The sequence below is a fragment of the Streptomyces sp. NPDC002643 genome, from assembly GCF_053592555.1.
Genome location: NZ_JBSFVY010000001.1, coordinates 28,435 through 44,111, shown reverse-complemented (window position 1 = coordinate 44,111; position 15,677 = coordinate 28,435). Strand labels below are relative to the sequence as shown.

At 70.7% G+C, this 15,677-nt stretch carries 18 protein-coding genes; 6 read left to right on the top strand and 12 right to left on the bottom strand.

The window, feature by feature from the left end; translation table 11 throughout:
* Window positions 1–24: 24 nt before the first annotated feature.
* Entirely contained in the window at window positions 25–759 is a 735-nt protein-coding gene (locus ACWD4G_RS00205; protein ID WP_451289769.1) for a transglycosylase family protein, read from the bottom strand.
* Between the two features lie 543 nt (window positions 760–1,302).
* Between ACWD4G_RS00205 and ACWD4G_RS00200 the strand changes: the two genes are divergently transcribed.
* Entirely contained in the window at window positions 1,303–2,073 is a 771-nt protein-coding gene (locus ACWD4G_RS00200) for a hypothetical protein (RefSeq protein ID WP_451289768.1), read from the top strand.
* Between the two features lie 275 nt (window positions 2,074–2,348).
* Window positions 2,349–2,702 (top strand): hypothetical protein, encoded by a 354-nt coding sequence (locus ACWD4G_RS00195; protein WP_451289767.1) that lies wholly within the window; start codon window positions 2,349–2,351, stop codon window positions 2,700–2,702.
* 120 nt (window positions 2,703–2,822) lie between these two features.
* Here the strand turns inward: ACWD4G_RS00195 and der are convergent, their stop codons facing one another.
* The 5 genes from der to aroH form a co-directional block, all read right to left on the bottom strand.
* Window positions 2,823–4,298: a ribosome biogenesis GTPase Der gene (gene der, locus ACWD4G_RS00190; RefSeq protein ID WP_451289766.1), complete on the bottom strand. Its 1,476-nt coding sequence runs from the start codon at window positions 4,296–4,298 to the stop codon at window positions 2,823–2,825.
* A 138-nt stretch (window positions 4,299–4,436) separates the two neighbouring features.
* Window positions 4,437–5,201: a lysophospholipid acyltransferase family protein gene (locus ACWD4G_RS00185; RefSeq protein WP_451289764.1), complete on the bottom strand. Its 765-nt coding sequence runs from the start codon at window positions 5,199–5,201 to the stop codon at window positions 4,437–4,439.
* A complete protein-coding gene (cmk, locus tag ACWD4G_RS00180; protein ID WP_451289763.1) occupies window positions 5,159–5,836 on the bottom strand; it encodes a (d)CMP kinase in 678 nt (225 codons plus the stop codon). The genes ACWD4G_RS00185 and cmk overlap by 43 nt, the downstream gene beginning before the upstream one ends.
* 220 nt (window positions 5,837–6,056) lie before the next feature.
* On the bottom strand, window positions 6,057–7,142 hold the full coding sequence (locus ACWD4G_RS00175) for a prephenate dehydrogenase (RefSeq protein WP_451289762.1): 1,086 nt from the start codon (window positions 7,140–7,142) through the stop codon (window positions 6,057–6,059).
* Entirely contained in the window at window positions 7,139–7,507 is a 369-nt protein-coding gene (gene aroH / locus ACWD4G_RS00170) for a chorismate mutase (RefSeq protein WP_451289761.1), read from the bottom strand. Before aroH ends, ACWD4G_RS00175 begins: the two co-directional genes overlap by 4 nt.
* Before the next feature lie 267 nt (window positions 7,508–7,774).
* Here aroH and ACWD4G_RS00165 point away from each other — a divergent pair, with 267 nt between their 5' ends.
* The 4 genes from ACWD4G_RS00165 to ACWD4G_RS00150 all read left to right on the top strand — a co-directional run bounded on the left by ACWD4G_RS00165 (window position 7,775) and on the right by ACWD4G_RS00150 (window position 10,257).
* The gene (locus tag ACWD4G_RS00165; RefSeq protein ID WP_451289760.1) at window positions 7,775–8,431 is read left to right on the top strand and encodes a hypothetical protein; all 657 of its coding nucleotides are present in this window, start codon (window positions 7,775–7,777) and stop codon (window positions 8,429–8,431) included.
* An 89-nt stretch (window positions 8,432–8,520) separates the two neighbouring features.
* Complete coding sequence (locus ACWD4G_RS00160; protein ID WP_451289759.1) at window positions 8,521–9,111, top strand: DUF6529 family protein; 591 nt, start codon at window positions 8,521–8,523, stop codon at window positions 9,109–9,111.
* Entirely contained in the window at window positions 9,108–9,539 is a 432-nt protein-coding gene (locus ACWD4G_RS00155) for a Rieske (2Fe-2S) protein (RefSeq protein ID WP_451289757.1), read from the top strand. Before ACWD4G_RS00160 ends, ACWD4G_RS00155 begins: the two co-directional genes overlap by 4 nt.
* Window positions 9,540–9,561: 22 nt before the next feature.
* Entirely contained in the window at window positions 9,562–10,257 is a 696-nt protein-coding gene (locus ACWD4G_RS00150; protein ID WP_451289756.1) for a nucleotidyltransferase domain-containing protein, read from the top strand.
* Window positions 10,258–10,265: 8 nt separating this feature from the next.
* On the opposite strand, the gene ACWD4G_RS00145 is transcribed toward ACWD4G_RS00150, so the two are convergent.
* From ACWD4G_RS00145 to ACWD4G_RS00120, 6 genes are all read right to left on the bottom strand, one after another.
* The gene (locus ACWD4G_RS00145) at window positions 10,266–11,015 is read right to left on the bottom strand and encodes a nucleotidyltransferase domain-containing protein (RefSeq protein ID WP_451289755.1); all 750 of its coding nucleotides are present in this window, start codon (window positions 11,013–11,015) and stop codon (window positions 10,266–10,268) included.
* Window positions 11,016–11,018: 3 nt separating this feature from the next.
* Window positions 11,019–12,041: an ADP-ribosylglycohydrolase family protein gene (locus tag ACWD4G_RS00140; RefSeq protein ID WP_451289754.1), complete on the bottom strand. Its 1,023-nt coding sequence runs from the start codon at window positions 12,039–12,041 to the stop codon at window positions 11,019–11,021.
* Window positions 12,041–12,790: an NUDIX hydrolase gene (locus ACWD4G_RS00135; protein WP_451289753.1), complete on the bottom strand. Its 750-nt coding sequence runs from the start codon at window positions 12,788–12,790 to the stop codon at window positions 12,041–12,043. The genes ACWD4G_RS00140 and ACWD4G_RS00135 overlap by 1 nt, the downstream gene beginning before the upstream one ends.
* A gap of 174 nt (window positions 12,791–12,964) precedes the next feature.
* Window positions 12,965–14,062, bottom strand: coding sequence for a pseudouridine synthase (locus ACWD4G_RS00130; protein ID WP_451289752.1), 1,098 nt, complete (start codon window positions 14,060–14,062; stop codon window positions 12,965–12,967).
* Window positions 14,062–14,652: an SMC-Scp complex subunit ScpB gene (gene scpB / locus ACWD4G_RS00125; protein WP_451290266.1), complete on the bottom strand. Its 591-nt coding sequence runs from the start codon at window positions 14,650–14,652 to the stop codon at window positions 14,062–14,064. Before scpB ends, ACWD4G_RS00130 begins: the two co-directional genes overlap by 1 nt.
* Before the next feature lie 89 nt (window positions 14,653–14,741).
* Window positions 14,742–15,677, bottom strand: a 936-nt coding sequence (locus ACWD4G_RS00120; protein ID WP_451289750.1) for a segregation and condensation protein A, incomplete at its 5' end; no start/stop codon positions are given.

The following is a 15,677-nucleotide window of genomic DNA, read 5'->3' as shown; positions in this document are numbered from 1 at the left end:
GGTACCCGGGGTTCGGGGGAGCGCTCAGAGGTCGAGCCGCTGCCCGGGCACGATCAGGTCGGGGTCGTCGCCGATGACGGCCCGGTTGGCGGCGTAGACCTCACGCCAGGTGGTCCCGTTCCGGGAGGCGATACCGCTCAGGGTGTCGCCCTGGCGGACGGTGTAGTCGCCCCGGGAGGCACCCCGGCTCGGATGGCTCGTGGCACGCGAGGGGGTGCCGGAGGACGCGGAGCCGCTGGACTGCCCGGACCCGCCGGCCCGGCTCGGCTGCGTCGACTTGGGCTCGGTCGTCTTCGTCCTGGCGTTCGTGTTCGTGGACGATCCGGTGGAGGGCGCGTCGGGGGCGCTGCCGTACGCTCCGGCGCGCGCGGAGCAGGTGGGCCAGGCGCCCCAGCCCTGGGCGCGCTGCACCTTCGTGGCGATCGCGATCTGCTGGGACTTGGAGGCCTTGTCGGCGGTGGCCGCGTAGGCGGTGCCGCCGTAGGCACGCCAGGTGGACGCGGCGAACTGGAGGCCGCCGTAGTAGCCGTTGCCGGTGTTGATGTGCCAGTTGCCGCCGCTCTCGCACTTGGCGATGCGGTCCCACACTCCGCTGTCGGCCGCTGCCGCGCTGCCAGTGGCCGTCAGGAGCCCGAGCGGGGCGAGCAGCGCCGCTCCGGCGAGGACCGCCGTCGTACGCGCCCTGCGGACGTCCCGCGTCCTACGGTCGCCCTGTGTCTTGGCAGCGTTGTCGCGAGTGTTGTCGGCACATGCGGACATGTATTTCCCTCTCCACGTACCCGGGCTCCCCCCAGGCCGGGCGCGACCCGCGTCGCACAGGACGCGGTGACGCGCTCGGCCCCGTCCGCCACCGGCTGGTGGTGCTCTGTACCGGCTGCCTCGCGGCCGGCGGACGTACCCGAGCGGTGCTCTTTGCACACGGCCGGGAATCTAGGCAGGTTGACCACCCGTCAGCAACAAATGACCTGTCATACGAGGCCAGTTCACCGTTACCGAAGGTAGCGATTATTTCCGGCCACCCATTTCATTCGCTCATTTCTGGATTTGTCGACCAAGCACCCGAGGGACCTGTGAGCCACCTCACCTGGTCAACTGCCTGGAAAATGCAAGAAGTTGGCGCGCTGTAACCGATTCCGCACGCGCGTTCACCCTGCGCGTCGGATGGTTCGATTCCGTTCGTCGTCGGGCGTGACTCGGGCCACACATCGGCCGTTGTCATCTTCATGAGCCGGAACCTCCGCGCTCAGGGGCCGGGCGCCACCCCGGCATCCGACACACGCACCGCATCCCGAGGAGCCACCCGTGCCGCGCATGCTCGACGTCAGCGACGAGGTACGCGCCGAGATCGGCGACGAAGAAGCCGACCGGCTGCTCGCCGGAGAGAACGCCCCCGGCGGCTACGACTGCACGTCGTGCCGCACCCCCGGCGACTCCGAGCAGGAACGCACCAGCACCGTTCTGTTCGTCGGCGACGAGACCGCCGTCCTCGCCTTCGCCCACGCCACCTGTCTGCCCTCCCAGGTCGTCCAGGTCACCGAGGAGCAGTTGCAGGGCGCCGCGCGGTCCATCGCCGCGGACACCCCGGTGCAGGCCGCGCCCGAGCAGGCCGTGCTCGGGGTGACCAGCGGACTGATCCTGCTCAGCGGGGAGTTGCACCCGGCACTCGTCGTCGAGCCGACCGCCCCGATCGCGCGCCCCGGTACGACCGGCGCCGGTGACGACTTCCTGCCGCTGCTGATCGAGCAGGGCTTCATGCCGCTGCCCCAGATCGACTCCGTACCGCCGGTCCTCCACGGCTGGTCCGTCCTGCTCGCCATGGGCCAGCTGCACGCGATCCTCCAGCCGGGTACCTCCGGTGGTTCGCCGGTGGCCTGGTGGCAGGCCCACCAGGCACTGCAGGTCGCCGACAGCTGGAGGGCCGCCGCCAACAAGCACCAGCAGGTACTGATGTTCGCCGCGCCCGTGGGCTCGATCGGGCGTCAGCCCCGGGAGGATCTTCTTCGCGAGGCTCTCGACAAGGCTGCGGCCAACGGGAAGTTGGTCGCGGCCACGCTGCCGTTGGCTGGCACGTGACCGCGGCGCTTGGCTGAGCCGGGTGCGGGGTTTCGCCGTAGGGCATACGGTTGTTGGCCGGGTGCGGGTTGGTTGTGGCTGGTCGCGCCCACGCGGCGGAGCCGCAAATGGACACAGCCCCGCGCCCCTGTTCGGGCCTTCGGCCCATCACAATCGAAGACCTCACCCGGAGCTGAATGGTGGACCGAGCGCATCCCTTGCGGGTGGGGGTCGTTGGCACGTACGTGCACGCATTTGACGTTTCCCGCCGACAGTCCTATCAGTCGATCTCTTCCATGCGGCCGACTCAGGACTCTTCGGGCGGCCCCTCGGCAACCCCGATCTACGACATGCTCTACGCGGAGTGGGTCAAGTCCTACCGCACCCTGCCGGGCGACCGGCACGGCGAGGAGAACCTCGGCTTCACCGCCTTCGGCAACCTCTCGAACGGCCCGGCCGGACGCACCGGCTCGTACAACTCCGGCTCCCGCCACACCTCGGGACAACTCGGCGCCCAGCGTGAGCCCCAGTCGGGGCACACGACCGGCACGACCTCCGTATGGCAGCCGGTGGGGCGGATTCCCACCGGTCACACGGGGATGCACCACATCCCGTCCCCCCTGCCCCCGAACCCGCGCCGGGGCCTGTAGCCCTCAGGAGGCTGGAAGCGGCGCGCGGAGAGACACGAGGAGGGCGGCTGCCCGAGGTCATCGACATCGGCATCGGCATCGATATCGATCTGACCTCGGGCAGCCGCCCTCCTCGTCCGTCTACTTCTTCTTGCCGCGCTTCTCCCGCACCCGCACCGAGATATGGATCGGGGTGCCCTCGAAGCCGAACTCCTCACGCAGCCGGCGTTCGATGAAGCGGCGGTAGCCCGCCTCGATGAAGCCGGAGGCGAAGAGGACGAAGCGCGGCGGCTTGGTGCCCGCCTGGGTGCCGAAGAGGATACGGGGCTGCTTGCCGCCCCGGATCGGGTGCGGATGGGCGGAGACCAGCTCGCCGAGGAAGGCGTTGAGGCGACCCGTCGGAACGCGGGTCTCCCAGCCGGCGAGGGCGGTCTCGATCGCGGGGACCAGCTTCTCCATATGGCGGCCGGTGTGCGCCGAGACATTCACCCGGGGCGCCCAGGCGACCTGCCCGAACTCGGTCTCGATCTCCCGCTCCAGGTAGTAGCGGCGCTCCTCGTCGAGGGTGTCCCACTTGTTGTACGCGATGACCATCGCGCGCCCGGCCTCCACGGCCATCGTCACGATCCGCTGGTCCTGCACCGAGATGGACTCGGAGGCGTCGATGAGGATGACGGCCACCTCCGCCTTCTCGACGGCGGCGGCGGTGCGCAGCGAGGCGTAGTAGTCGGCGCCCTGCTGGAGATGGACCCGCTTGCGGATACCGGCGGTGTCGACGAACTTCCAGGTGACACCGCCGAGTTCGATCAGCTCGTCGACCGGGTCGCGGGTGGTGCCCGCCAACTCGTTGACGACGACGCGCTCCTCGCCCGCCACCTTGTTCAGCAGGGAGGACTTGCCCACGTTCGGGCGGCCGATGAGGGCGATCCGGCGCGGGCCGCCGGGCGCGGCGCCGCCGAAGGCCTGCTCGGGCGCGTCCGGGAGAACCTCCAGGACGGCGTCCAGCATGTCACCGGTGCCCCGGCCGTGGAGCGCGGAGACGGGATACGGCTCACCGAGGCCGAGCGACCACAGATACGCGGCGTCCGCCTCGCCGCTCGGGCCGTCGACCTTGTTGGCGCAGAGCACGACGGGCTTGCCGGCCTTGCGGAGCAGACGTACGACGGCCTCGTCGGTGTCGGTGGCGCCGACCTTGGCGTCGACGACGAAGACGACGGCGTCGGCGGCCTCGATGGCGTACTCGGCCTGGGCGGCGACGGAGGCGTCGATACCGAGGACGTCCTGCTCCCAGCCGCCGGTGTCGACGACCTTGAAGCGGCGGCCCGCCCACTCGGCCTCGTACGTCACCCGGTCCCGGGTGACGCCCGGCTTGTCCTCCACGACGGCCTCGCGGCGGCCGATGAAGCGGTTGACGAGGGTCGACTTGCCGACATTGGGGCGGCCGACGACGGCGAGGACGGGCAGCGGGCCGTGACCGGCCTCCTCGATGGCGCCCTCGACGTCCTCGATGTCGAAGCCCTCTTCCGCGGCGAGCTCCATGAACTCCGCGTACTCGGCGTCGCCAAGCTCTCCGTGGTCGTGCTCGCCCGAGCCCCCGGAGGAGATGTGGTCGTTCATGAAGTCCGTACCTCGTCGTTCATTCGTGGTGATCGGTGAAGCACCCGGTCCTGTCTCGTCCCTGGTGCTCCACTACTCAGTGTCGCCCGGCGCCCGGTCGGACGCCCGGCGTTTTACGGGCGGCGGTAAGCCGTCCAGTCATCGGCGGCCGGTGAGCCGCCTGGCGTGGGCCAGATGCTCGCCGAGGTGCTTCTGGATGCGCTCGGTGGCCTCGTCGAGCGCCTTGCGCGTACGCCGTCCGCTGCCGCCCGCCCGTCGCCCACCACCACCCGTATCCGAGCTTCGCGCCCCTTCGATGGCCTCGAAGGGGTCGCCGAAGACGACGTCGACGCGGGAGCGCAGCGGAGGCAGCCCCTTCACCAACCGCCCGCGCTTCTCGGAACTTCCCAGGACGGCCACCGGCACGATCGGAGCGCCGCCGCGCACCGCGAAGTACGCGAGACCGGCGCGCAGTGAGGCGAAGTCGCCCTCGCCGCGCGTGCCTTCGGGGAAGATACCGAGGACGCCGCCATGGGCCAGGACCGCGAGCGCCTGGGTGATGGCGGTGCGGTCGGCGGTCGAACGGTCCACCTTCACATGGCCGACGGCGCGCATGAAGGGGCCCAGCGGACCGACGAACGCCTCCTTCTTGACCAGGAAGTGCGACGGCCGGGGGGCCACGCCGATGACCATCGGGCCGTCGATGTTGTGGGAGTGGTTGACGGCGAGGATCACCGGCCCGGTCGTGGGCACCTTCCAGGCGCCCAGCACACGCGGCTTCCACAGCCCGTACATCAGACCGACGCCGATACGCCGGCCGACCTCGGCACCCCGTTCCGAAGGGGCCTCGGTCGACGGGGTGCGGTCCGTCGCGGCGGCGCTCACTTGCCCGCCCGCTTCTCCTCGATGAGGGTGACGACGCACTCGATGACCTGCTGGAGGGTGAGGTCCGAGGTGTCCACCTCGACCGCGTCGTCCGCCTTGGCGAGCGGCGAGGTCTTGCGGCTGGAGTCGGCCGCGTCCCGCTTGAGCAGGGCCTCGCGGGTCGCGTGGACGTCGGCGCCCTTCAGCTCACCGCTGCGGCGGGCGGCGCGGGCCTCCGGGGAGGCGGTGAGGAAGATCTTCAGGTCGGCGTCCGGCAGCACGGTCGTACCGATGTCACGGCCCTCGACGACGATGCCGGCCGCGGCGCCGGAGGCGATGGACCGCTGCAACTCGGTGATCCGCGCCCGCACCTCGGGGACGGCGCTCACGGCGCTGACCTTGGAGGTGACGTCCTGGGTGCGGATCGGGCCGGCGACGTCCGTGCCGTCGACCGAGATGGTCGGGGCGGACGGGTCGGTGCCGGAGACGATCTCCGGCTTACCGGCGACTGCGGCGATCGCCGAGGGGTCCTCTATGTCGATGCCGTTGGTGACCATCCACCAGGTGATCGCCCGGTACTGGGCGCCCGTGTCCAGGTAGCTCAGCCCGAGCTGCGCGGCCACGGCCTTCGAGGTGCTCGACTTGCCCGTGCCGGAGGGGCCGTCGATGGCAACGATCACTGTGGCGCGTTCCACTGGGGAGCACCTTTCCTGGTCCGAGATGGGTGGGGCGGGACGGAAAGCGCCCCGGACAAGGGTACTGGGTGCTCATCACTCGTCCGGCCCGTGCTCAACACCGGTGGCCATCACTGCCCACTACGTTCACTTCTCGGCCGACCGAGTCGGGTGGTGGGTGGGCATAGGCCGGGGGTCCGGGGGCGGAGCCCCCGGGGACGACGGCCTCGGCGCCGGGTGCCTACTGCCGGATCGCCCAACCCCGCTCCCGCAACGCCCCCGTCAACACCACCGCGGCCTTCGGCTCCACCATCAACTGCACCAGCCCCACCTGCTGCCCGGTGGCATGCTCGATGCGTACGTCCTCGATGTTGACGCCGGCCCGTCCCGCGTCGGCGAAGATGCGGGCCAGCTGGCCGGGCTGGTCGTCGATCAGGACGGCGACGACCTCGTAGGCCCGGGGCGCGGACCCGTGCTTGCCGGGGACGCGGACCTGCCCGGCGTTGCCCCGGCGCAGCACGTCCTCGATGCCGGTGACGCCCTCGCGGCGCTTGGCGTCGTCGGAGGCCTGGAGGGCGCGCAGCGCGGCCACGGTCTCGTCGAGGTCGGCGGCGACGTCGGAGAGGAGGTCGGCGACGGGGCCGGGATTGGCGGAGAGGATGTCGATCCACATACGCGGGTCGGAGGCCGCGATCCGGGTCACGTCCCGGATGCCCTGCCCGCACAGCCGTACGGCCGCCTCCGACGCGTGCTCCAGGCGCGCGGCGACCAGGCTGGACACCAGGTGCGGCATGTGCGAGACGAGGGCCACGGCACGGTCGTGGGCGTCCGCGTCCATGACCACCGGCAGGGCCCGGCAGTGCGAGACCAGCTCCAGGGCGAGGTTCAGGACCTCGGTGTCGGTGTCCCGGGTCGGGGTCAGCACCCAGGGCCGCCCCTCGAAGAGATCACCGTTGGCGGCCAGCGGACCGGACTTCTCACGGCCCGACATGGGGTGCGTACCGATGTACGAGGTGAGGTCGAGGCCGAGTTCCTCCAGCTCACGGCGGGGGCCGCCCTTGACGGAGGCCACGTCGAGGTAGCCGCGGGCCACGCCCCGGCGCATCGCGTCGGCGAGCACCCCGGCCACATGCGCGGGCGGGGCGGCGACGATCGCCAGGTCCACCGGGCCCTCGGGTGCCTCGTCGGTGCCGGCGCCGAGCGCGGCCGCCGTACGGGCCTGCTCGGGGTCGTGGTCGGCGAGGTGGACGGTGACGCCGCGCTGGGCGAGGGCGAGGGCGGCGGAGGTGCCGATCAGTCCGGTGCCGATGACGAGTGCGGTTCTCACTGGGCGATGTCCTTGCGGAGCGCGGCGGCGGCGCCGAGGTAGACATGCGCGATCCCGGAGCGGGGCCGGTCGGACTCGACGTGCGCGAGGATGCGGACGACCCGGGGCATCGCGCCCTCGATGTCCAGCTCCTGGGCGCAGATCAGCGGCACGTCGGCGAAACCGATGCCGAGCTTGCGGGCCGCGGCGGCCGGGAAGTCGCTGTGCAGGTCGGGGGTGGCCGTGAACCAGATGCTGATCAGGTCCTCATGGGTGAGCCCGTTGCGCTCCAGGACCGCGGTGAGCAGCTCGCCCACCCGCTCGTCCATGTGCCCCGCCTCGTCCCGTTCGAGCTGGACGGCGCCCCGGACCGCTCGTACCGCCACGACTGTGCTCCTCACATACGACGCCGACCTGATGTCCCTCCAGCCTAGTGAGCGCCCGTCGGAGGAGTGCGCGCCGCCCGACTGCCGAGACGCCCCGGCCGCTGCCGAGCCCTTGCCACTCCCCTGCCCCAAGAATCCGACATTGTCACATGAACGCCACTGTCACGTCACTTGGGAGGAAAAGCCCCCGTGCGCCCCTGGACGCGGTCCCGCGTGTCCGCTTGCATGGGCGGAGGCCGTCCGCGCCACGCCTCGGGGGAGGCTCGTATGAAGCGCTCCGGACCACTTCTCACCCTTCTCGCCGGCCTTGTGCTGGGTGTGTTCCTGCTGTCGCTCAACGCGACGACGGGGACACGCGCCGCCTCGTCGTCCACGAGGAACGATCCGCCACCGGCCTCGGCCACCCCGTCCCCGACGAAGGCCGCCCCGCCCCCGTCGCCCACCCCGCCGCCGGACGCCGACTACGCGGGCCGTACCGACGACGACTCCGCGGCGGTCTCCCTCTCACTGCGCGACGGCAGGGCGGTGGCGTACTTCTGCGACGGCCGCGCCAAGGAGGCCTGGCTCAAGGGCGATGTCGAGGACGACGGCGGCATGAAGCTCACGAGCAAGGACGGCGCCGAACTGAACGGCACGCTGGAAGACGGCCGTGTCCGGGGCACGGTCGACATCGACGGCCAGGAGTACGGCTTCACGGCCGACGAGACGGCCGAGCCGGCGGGACTGTACCGCGCGAGGGCCGACGTACGCGGCGCCGAGGTCGACGGCGGCTGGATCGTACTGCCGGGCGGCGATCAGGTCGGCATCGTCAAGCGCGACGGCAGGCCCGCACCGGCCCCGGAGATCGACCTCGGCACCGGCACCGGCGCCGGCACGGTGACGATCGACGGCCGACGGCTCACCGCCCGCCCCGTCACCCCCTGACACCCCCCGACCCGCTCACCGAACCCCTGAACCCGCTCACAGAACCTCGGAACCGGCTCACTGAACCCGCTCACGGCAGGGAGCAGCGCATGACCGTCGACCCGAACGCCGCCACCCAGGACTTCCCGTCCCCGCGGCCCGACCCGCGCCGGTCGCCAGGCGGGTCCGGCCGCTATCTGGTCCCCGCGCTGGTGGCGTGCGCGGTCGCGGTCGGCCTCGGCGTCTACGGCAGGGCGCACGACCCGGCGGGCACCGCGTTCAACCTCGCGGGCTTCAGCAGCACGGGCGCGGTGAAGTCATGGCTGGCGACGGTGTCGTTCGCCTTCGCGCTGGTCCAGCTGACGTCGGCGTTGATGATGTACGGCAGGCTGCCCGGCCCCAGTTGGTCGGGGGTGCTGCACCGCTGGTCGGGCCGGGTGGCGTTCCTTGTCGCCGTACCGGTGGCGGTCCACTGTCTGTACGCGCTGGGCTACCAGACCTATGAGCCGCGTGTTTTGTGGCATTCCATCCTGGGTTGTTTCTTCTTCGGCGCTTTCAGTGCAAAGATGCTTTTGCTCCGCTCGGAGCGACTTCCCGGCTGGCTCCTGCCGATCGTCGGCGGCCTCGTCTTCGCCGCTCTCACGGTCGTCTGGCTGACCTCCGCCCTCTGGTTCTTCCGCACGTTCGGAGTGACGACATGACGATGGGATCGACCCGGCGCACGGTCCTGGCGACCGGCGCGGCGGGCACGGCGGCGCTGCTCGTGGGGTGCGGCGAGTACGGCGACAACGGGGACGACAACGACGGCACGACCGTCGAGGAGCAGACCCCCGGCGACGGCGGCCAGGTGCTGGCCCGGACGGCCGACATCCCGGTAGGGGGCGGCACGATCTTCAAGGACCAGAAGGTCGTGGTGACCCAGCCCGAGCAGGGCGACTTCAAGGCCTTCTCGGCGGTCTGCACCCACCAGGGCTGCATCGTCGCCAAGGTCTCGGACGAGACGATCAACTGCGCCTGCCACGGCAGCAGGTTCACCATCACGGACGGCGCGGTGGAGAGGGGCCCGGCGACGAGGCCGCTGCCCGCCGAGGAGATCACGGTCTCGGGAAATTCGATTCGGCTCGCCTGATCCCACGCCGTACGCTCCGGGGATGCAGCCCGCGCCCGCACATTCCCTGGTCCGCGACCACACGATCTACTCCTGTGTGATGGGTTCGCGGGCCTTCGGACTGGCCACGGACGGCAGCGACACCGACCGCCGGGGTGTCTTCCTGGCCCCCACCGAGCTGTTCTGGCGGTTCGAGAAGCCGCCGACGCATGTGGAGGGGCCGGCCGAGGAGCAGTTCAGCTGGGAGCTGGAGCGCTTCTGCCAGCTGGCCCTGCGCGCCAACCCCAACATCCTGGAGTGTCTGCACTCCCCCTTGGTCGAGCACATCGACGCCACCGGTCGCGAACTGCTGTCGCTGCGCGGCGCGTTCCTGTCCCGGCAGGCCCAGGAGACGTTCGCCCGCTACGCCCTCGGCCAGCGCAAGAAGCTGGACGCGGACATCCGTACGCATGGCGCCCCGCGCTGGAAGCACGCGATGCATCTGCTCCGGCTGCTGATGAGCTGCCGGGACCTGCTGCGCACGGGCGAGCTGACCGTGGACGTGGGCGAGCGGCGCGAGTCCCTGCTGGCGGTGAAGCGGGGCGAGGTCTCCTGGGAGCGGGTCGAGTCCTGGATGGCCCGGCTGGCCGACGAGTCCGAGGAGGCGGCCGCCCGCTCCCCCCTGCCGCCGGAGCCGGACCGCGCCCGGGTCGAGGACTTCCTCGTCCGGACCCGGCGCGCCTCGGCCCTGCGGTCGTAGAGCCGGGCTCAGCCGAGCCGCACGCGCACCACGAAGTCATGGAGACCGTCGTGGGCGGACGGGTTCTCCGGCAGCACCGACAGCGCCTGCTCCTCGTCGAGGACCTTCTGCAGCCGCTCCACATCCTCCGCGACCCGCTCCTGGTCGACATCGGCCTTCCCGTGCTCCTGCGCGGCCTTCGCGGCGACGAGGTCCGGCAGATAGGCGGGGGCCTCGGCGATCTCGGGCAGCAGGGTGGGCAGATGGGCCTGCACCTCGCCGCTCCGCATGAGGTGGATGCCGGTGAGCAGCACCCGGAACGTGTAGAGCAGCGGCTTGAGTTCACCGGTCTTCTCGAACAGCCGCCACTGGGTGACGCCGAACCCCCGGTAGTGATGGGCATGATGGCGGGTGAGGACGCCGGGGGCGAGCGTGATCAGCTCGCGGTGGGCCTCAGTCGTGTGCACGACCAGCGGCGAGAGCAACTGCTCCAGCACGTAGCCGTTGCGGCGCAGCATCAGGCGTACGAACTTGCGCAGGTCATGGGTGACGAGGTCCATCTCGACGCCGTCGCGGTCCCACATCTTCGACCGGGTCTCCTCCGGCTCGCGCAGCCCGACCAGTTCGGACGTGGGCAGCAGATGGACGCCGCGCAGGTCGACGTCGGAGTCGCGCGAGGGGAAGCCGTACAGGTGGGCTCCGGAGACGGTGGCGAACAGCAGGGGGTCGGGCTGTTCGGCGACGACGGGGGCCAGGTCGATGTCGAGGATGTCGGTCATGCCTCAAGCGTCCCAGAGGGCCCCCAGCGACACGAGGTCGCTCTGGTACTCGATGCGGTCGGCCCACTCGGTGGGCCAGACGGAGGGGCCGTGGTAGGCGCCCGCGAAGGCTCCGGTGAGGCAGGCGATGGAGTCGGAGTCGCCCTTGGTGCAGGCGGCGCGGCGCAGCGCGGTGACGGGTTCGTCGACGAAGAGCAGGAAGCACAACAGCCCGGTGGCGAGGGCCTCTTCGGCGACCCACCCCTCCCCCGTGGCGAGGCACGGGTCCGTCTCCTGGGAGGGCTGCACGAGGGCCTGCCGCAGCCGGTCCAGGGCGTCCAGGCAGTCGTCCCAGCCCGTGGCGATGAACTGCTCCGGCGAGGGCGCCTTGGCATACGCCCACAGATCGCCGAGCCAGCGCGCGTGGTAGCGGGTGCGGTTCTCGTACGCGTACGACCGCAGCCGGCCGACCAGGCCGAGCGGTTCGACGCCCTGGCCGAGCAGTCGTATGGCGTGGGCGGTGAGGTCGGCGGCGGCGAGGGCGGTGGGGTGGCCGTGGGTGAGGCCGGCCTGCAACTGGGCGGCGCCCGCGCGCTGTTCGTCGCTGAGCGGGCCGATCAGACCGAGCGGCGCGACGCGCATGTTGGCACCGCAGCCCTTGGAGTGGACCTGGCTGGCGAACTGCCAGGGGGTGCGCTCGGAGGCGAGGAGGCCGCAGGCGGTCATACAGGTGTGGCCGGGCGCGCGGTTGTTCTCCGGTGACTCGGCCCAGTCGACGAACTCCTTGCGGACGGTCCGCACCAGGGCCTCGGGGCTGAGCGAACCGCGGTCCATGGCAGCCCGCAGACCGTGTGCCAGGGCCAGCGTCATCTGGGTGTCGTCCGTGACGATCGCGGGCCTGGGCAGCGGCATCGTGCGCCAGGGGCCGCACTTGGCGAGGATCTGCGGTACGTCGTCGAACTCCGTGGGGAAGCCGAGCGCGTCCCCGAGCGCGAGGCCGAGGAGGGCGCCGGTGGCGGCGCGCTTGTCGGTGATGGTCATGGTCATCAGGGCCGTCCTTCCGAGGTGGGTCGCAACAGCGGCGGGTGCAGGGCGGTGGCCCCGCCCGCTCGGTACAGCGCTGCGGGCTTGCCGCGACCGCCGGTCAGGCGGGCGGCGCCGGGCACCTGTTCGACGAAGCCCGGCGTGGTGAGGACCTTGCGCCGGAAGTTGGGCCGGTCGAGCGGGGTGCCCCACACGGTCTCGTAGACCTGCCGCAGCTCGCCGAGGGTGAACTCGGGCGGGCAGAAGGCGGTGGCGAGACAGGTGTATTCGAGCTTCGCGCCGATGCGGTCGTGGGCGTCGGCGAGGATGCGGTCGTGGTCGAAGGCGAGCGGGCCGACTGCGTTGAACCCGATCCACTGGGCCTGGGCCGCGTCACCGCCGCCGTGCGGCACGGGCGGGTCGGGGAGCAGTGCGGCGAACGCGACGGTGACGACCCGCATCCTGGGGTCCCTGCCCGGCTCGCTGTAGGTCCGCAGCTGCTCCAGATGGAGCCCGGAGGCGTCGGTGAGCCCGGTCTCCTCCGCCAGCTCCCGCCAGGCGGCCTCCTCCGCCGACTCGTCCTGCAGCACGAACCCCCCGGGCAGCGCCCAGCGCCCCCGGTACGGCTCCTGCCCCCGTTCGACGAGCAGCACCTGGAGGCTGCCGGACCGGACGGTGAAGACGGCCAGGTCGACGGTGACGGCGAAGGGTTCGAAGGCGTACTTGTCGTAGCCCGCGGGCGCGCTCACACCCACCCCCTTCTGTGCGGTCACTGCTTTATGGTCACTTCGACTAATAGTCATGACGACTATAAAGAGCCGGGCTGCTGGAGGACAACCCCTTGACAGGGAAAGCAACGCCAAGAAACACACAAGCGGCTGGTCCAGACACTCCTGGACCAGCCGCCACAAAGCCGTGTACGCCGCTGAGGGACCTCTGAAGATCGCCTAGAGGTCGACCTCCTGCATCAGCATGCCGACCTCGGTGTTGGACAGCCGGCGCAGCCAGCCCGACTTCTGGTCGCCGAGGGTGATGGGGCCGAAGGCGGTCCGCACCAGCTTGTCCACGGGGAAGCCGGCCTCGGCCAGCATGCGCCGCACGATGTGCTTGCGGCCCTCGTGGAGGGTGACCTCGACGAGGTAGTTCTTGCCGGTCTGCTCGACGACCCGGAAGTGGTCCGCGCGCGCGTACCCGTCCTCCAGCTGGATGCCGTCCTTGAGCCTCTTGCCCAGGTCACGCGGGATCGGACCCACGATGTGCGCCACATACGTCTTCTTGACGCCGTACTTGGGATGGGTCAGCCGGTGCGCCAGCTCGCCGTGGTTGGTGAGCAGGATGACACCCTCGGTCTCGGTGTCGAGACGGCCCACGTGGAAGAGCCGGGTCTCGCGGTTGGTGACGTAGTCACCGAGGCACTGCCGCCCCTCCGGGTCCTCCATGGTGGAGACAACCCCGGCGGGCTTGTTGAGCGAGAAGAACTGGTACGACTGCGTGGCGACGGTCAGCCCGTCGACCCTGATCTCGTCCTTCTCGGGGTCGACGCGCAGCCCCTGCTCCAGGACGATCTCGCCGTTGACCTCGACCCGCGCGTCCTCGATCAGCTCCTCGCAGGCACGCCGGGAACCGTAACCGGCCCGCGCGAGCACCTTCTGCAGCCGCTCGCCCTCCTGCTCGGCGCCCGGGAAGGTCTTGGGCAGCTTGATCTCCTTCTTGCCCGCGTACCGCTCCCGGTTGCGCTCCTCGGCCCGCGCGTCGTACTCACGCGAGGTCGCCGGGGCGCTGCGACCACGCCCGCGCGGCTGCTGGGACTGCTTGGGCCCGCCCTTGGCACCGCCGCGCGCGGAGGCGCCGCGCCCGGACTTCGGTCCGTCCTGCGTCGCCCCGGGGCCCACGTCGTAACGGCGCTCCTCGGGGCGGGGCTTGCGGGGACGCCCCTGGCCGCCCTGGCCGCTGCCCTGCCTCTGATCCCGGTTGTTGCCGGCACCGCGATAGTTACCGCGCCCGCCACTCTTGCCGCTATCCCTACCGCTGCCGCTGCTTCGCATCAAAGTTCCGTCGTCGTCGTGTCCGTCATGGCCGACGTGTGACCGTCGTCCGCGTCCGGTGCGTCCGGATCGAACGAGGGTACGGCTTCCTGGGTCTCGGCCTCGATCGCCTCCGCCTCCGGGAGGAAGGGCGCGAGCTCCGGGAGCTCGTCCAGGCCGCGCAGGCCCATCCGCTCCAGGAAGTAGTTCGTCGTCCTGTACAGGATCGCACCTGTTTCGGGTTCCGCGCCCGCCTCCTCGACGAGACCCCGCTGAAGCAGGGTGCGCATGACCCCGTCGCAGTTGACCCCTCGTACGGCCGAGACCCGGCTACGGCTCACCGGTTGCCGGTACGCGACCACGGCCAGCGTCTCCAGCGCGGCCTGCGTGAGCCGGGCCTGCTGCCCGTCCAGCACGAACCGCTCCACGGCGGCGGCGTACTCGGGCCGCGTGTAGAACCGCCACCCACCCGCGATCAGCCGCAGCTCGAACCCACGCCCCTGCCCGTCGTACTCCTCGGCCAACTCCCTGAGCGCCTTGGTGATCGTCCTCTTCGGCCGCTCAAGGATCTTCGACAGATGCTCGGCGGTCGCGGGTTCGTCCACGACCATGAGGACGGCTTCCAGGGCGGGCTTGAGATCGAGATCCGCGACGGAAAGCAGCCCGGCGGGCACCTCGGTGGGCTCTCGGGTGCTCTTGCTCACGCCTTCTCCTCCTTCGGCAGCTCGGGGGGCCGGTCGAACTCGTCCGTGACCGCCTGCCCCATGTCCTCGTCCCCACCGGTCCAGCGGACGATCAGATCGCCGAGCGCGTCCTCCTGGTCGAGGGCGACGGCCTTCTCGCGATACAGCTCCAGCAACGCGAGAAACCGGGCGACGACGGTGAGGGTGCCCTCGGCATCCTCCACCAGCACACGGAAACTGGCCTCCCCCAACTCCCGAAGCCGCGCGACGACGATCCCGGCCTGCTCCTGCACACTGACGAGCGGCGCGTGAATGTGATCGACGTAGACCTGAGGCTTGGGCTTGGGCTGCATGGCCTTCACGGCGAGCTTGGCGAACCCCTCCGCCCCGATGCTGATGACGACCTCGGGCAACAGCTCGGCATGGTGAGGCTCCAGCCCGACGGTACGCGGATACCGCCGGGCCTCCTCGTCCAACCGCTGATGGAAGATCTCGGCGATCTGTTTGTACGCGCGGTACTGAAGCAGCCGCGCGAAGAGGAGATCCCGGGCCTCCAGCAACGCCAGATCGGCCTCGTCCTCGACCTCGGCGGCCGGCAGCAACCGAGCCGCCTTCAGATCGAGCAGAGTAGCGGCAACGACGAGAAACTCGGTCGTCTCATCGAGGTCCCAGTCCGGCCCCATGGCCCGGATGTGCGCCATGAACTCATCGGTGACCTTGGAGAGGGCGACTTCGGTGACGTCCAACTTGTGCTTGGAGATCAACTGCAGAAGCAGATCGAACGGCCCCTCGAAGTTGGAGAGCCGAACTTTGAAGACCCCGTCATCGGCTTCGTCGACACCCCCAGGCACTTCGGCTTCGGCTTCGGCTTCGGCTTCGGCTTCGGCTTCGGCTTCGGCTTCGGCTTCGGCTTCGGCTTCGGCTTCGGCTTCGGCTTCGGCTTCGGCTTCGGC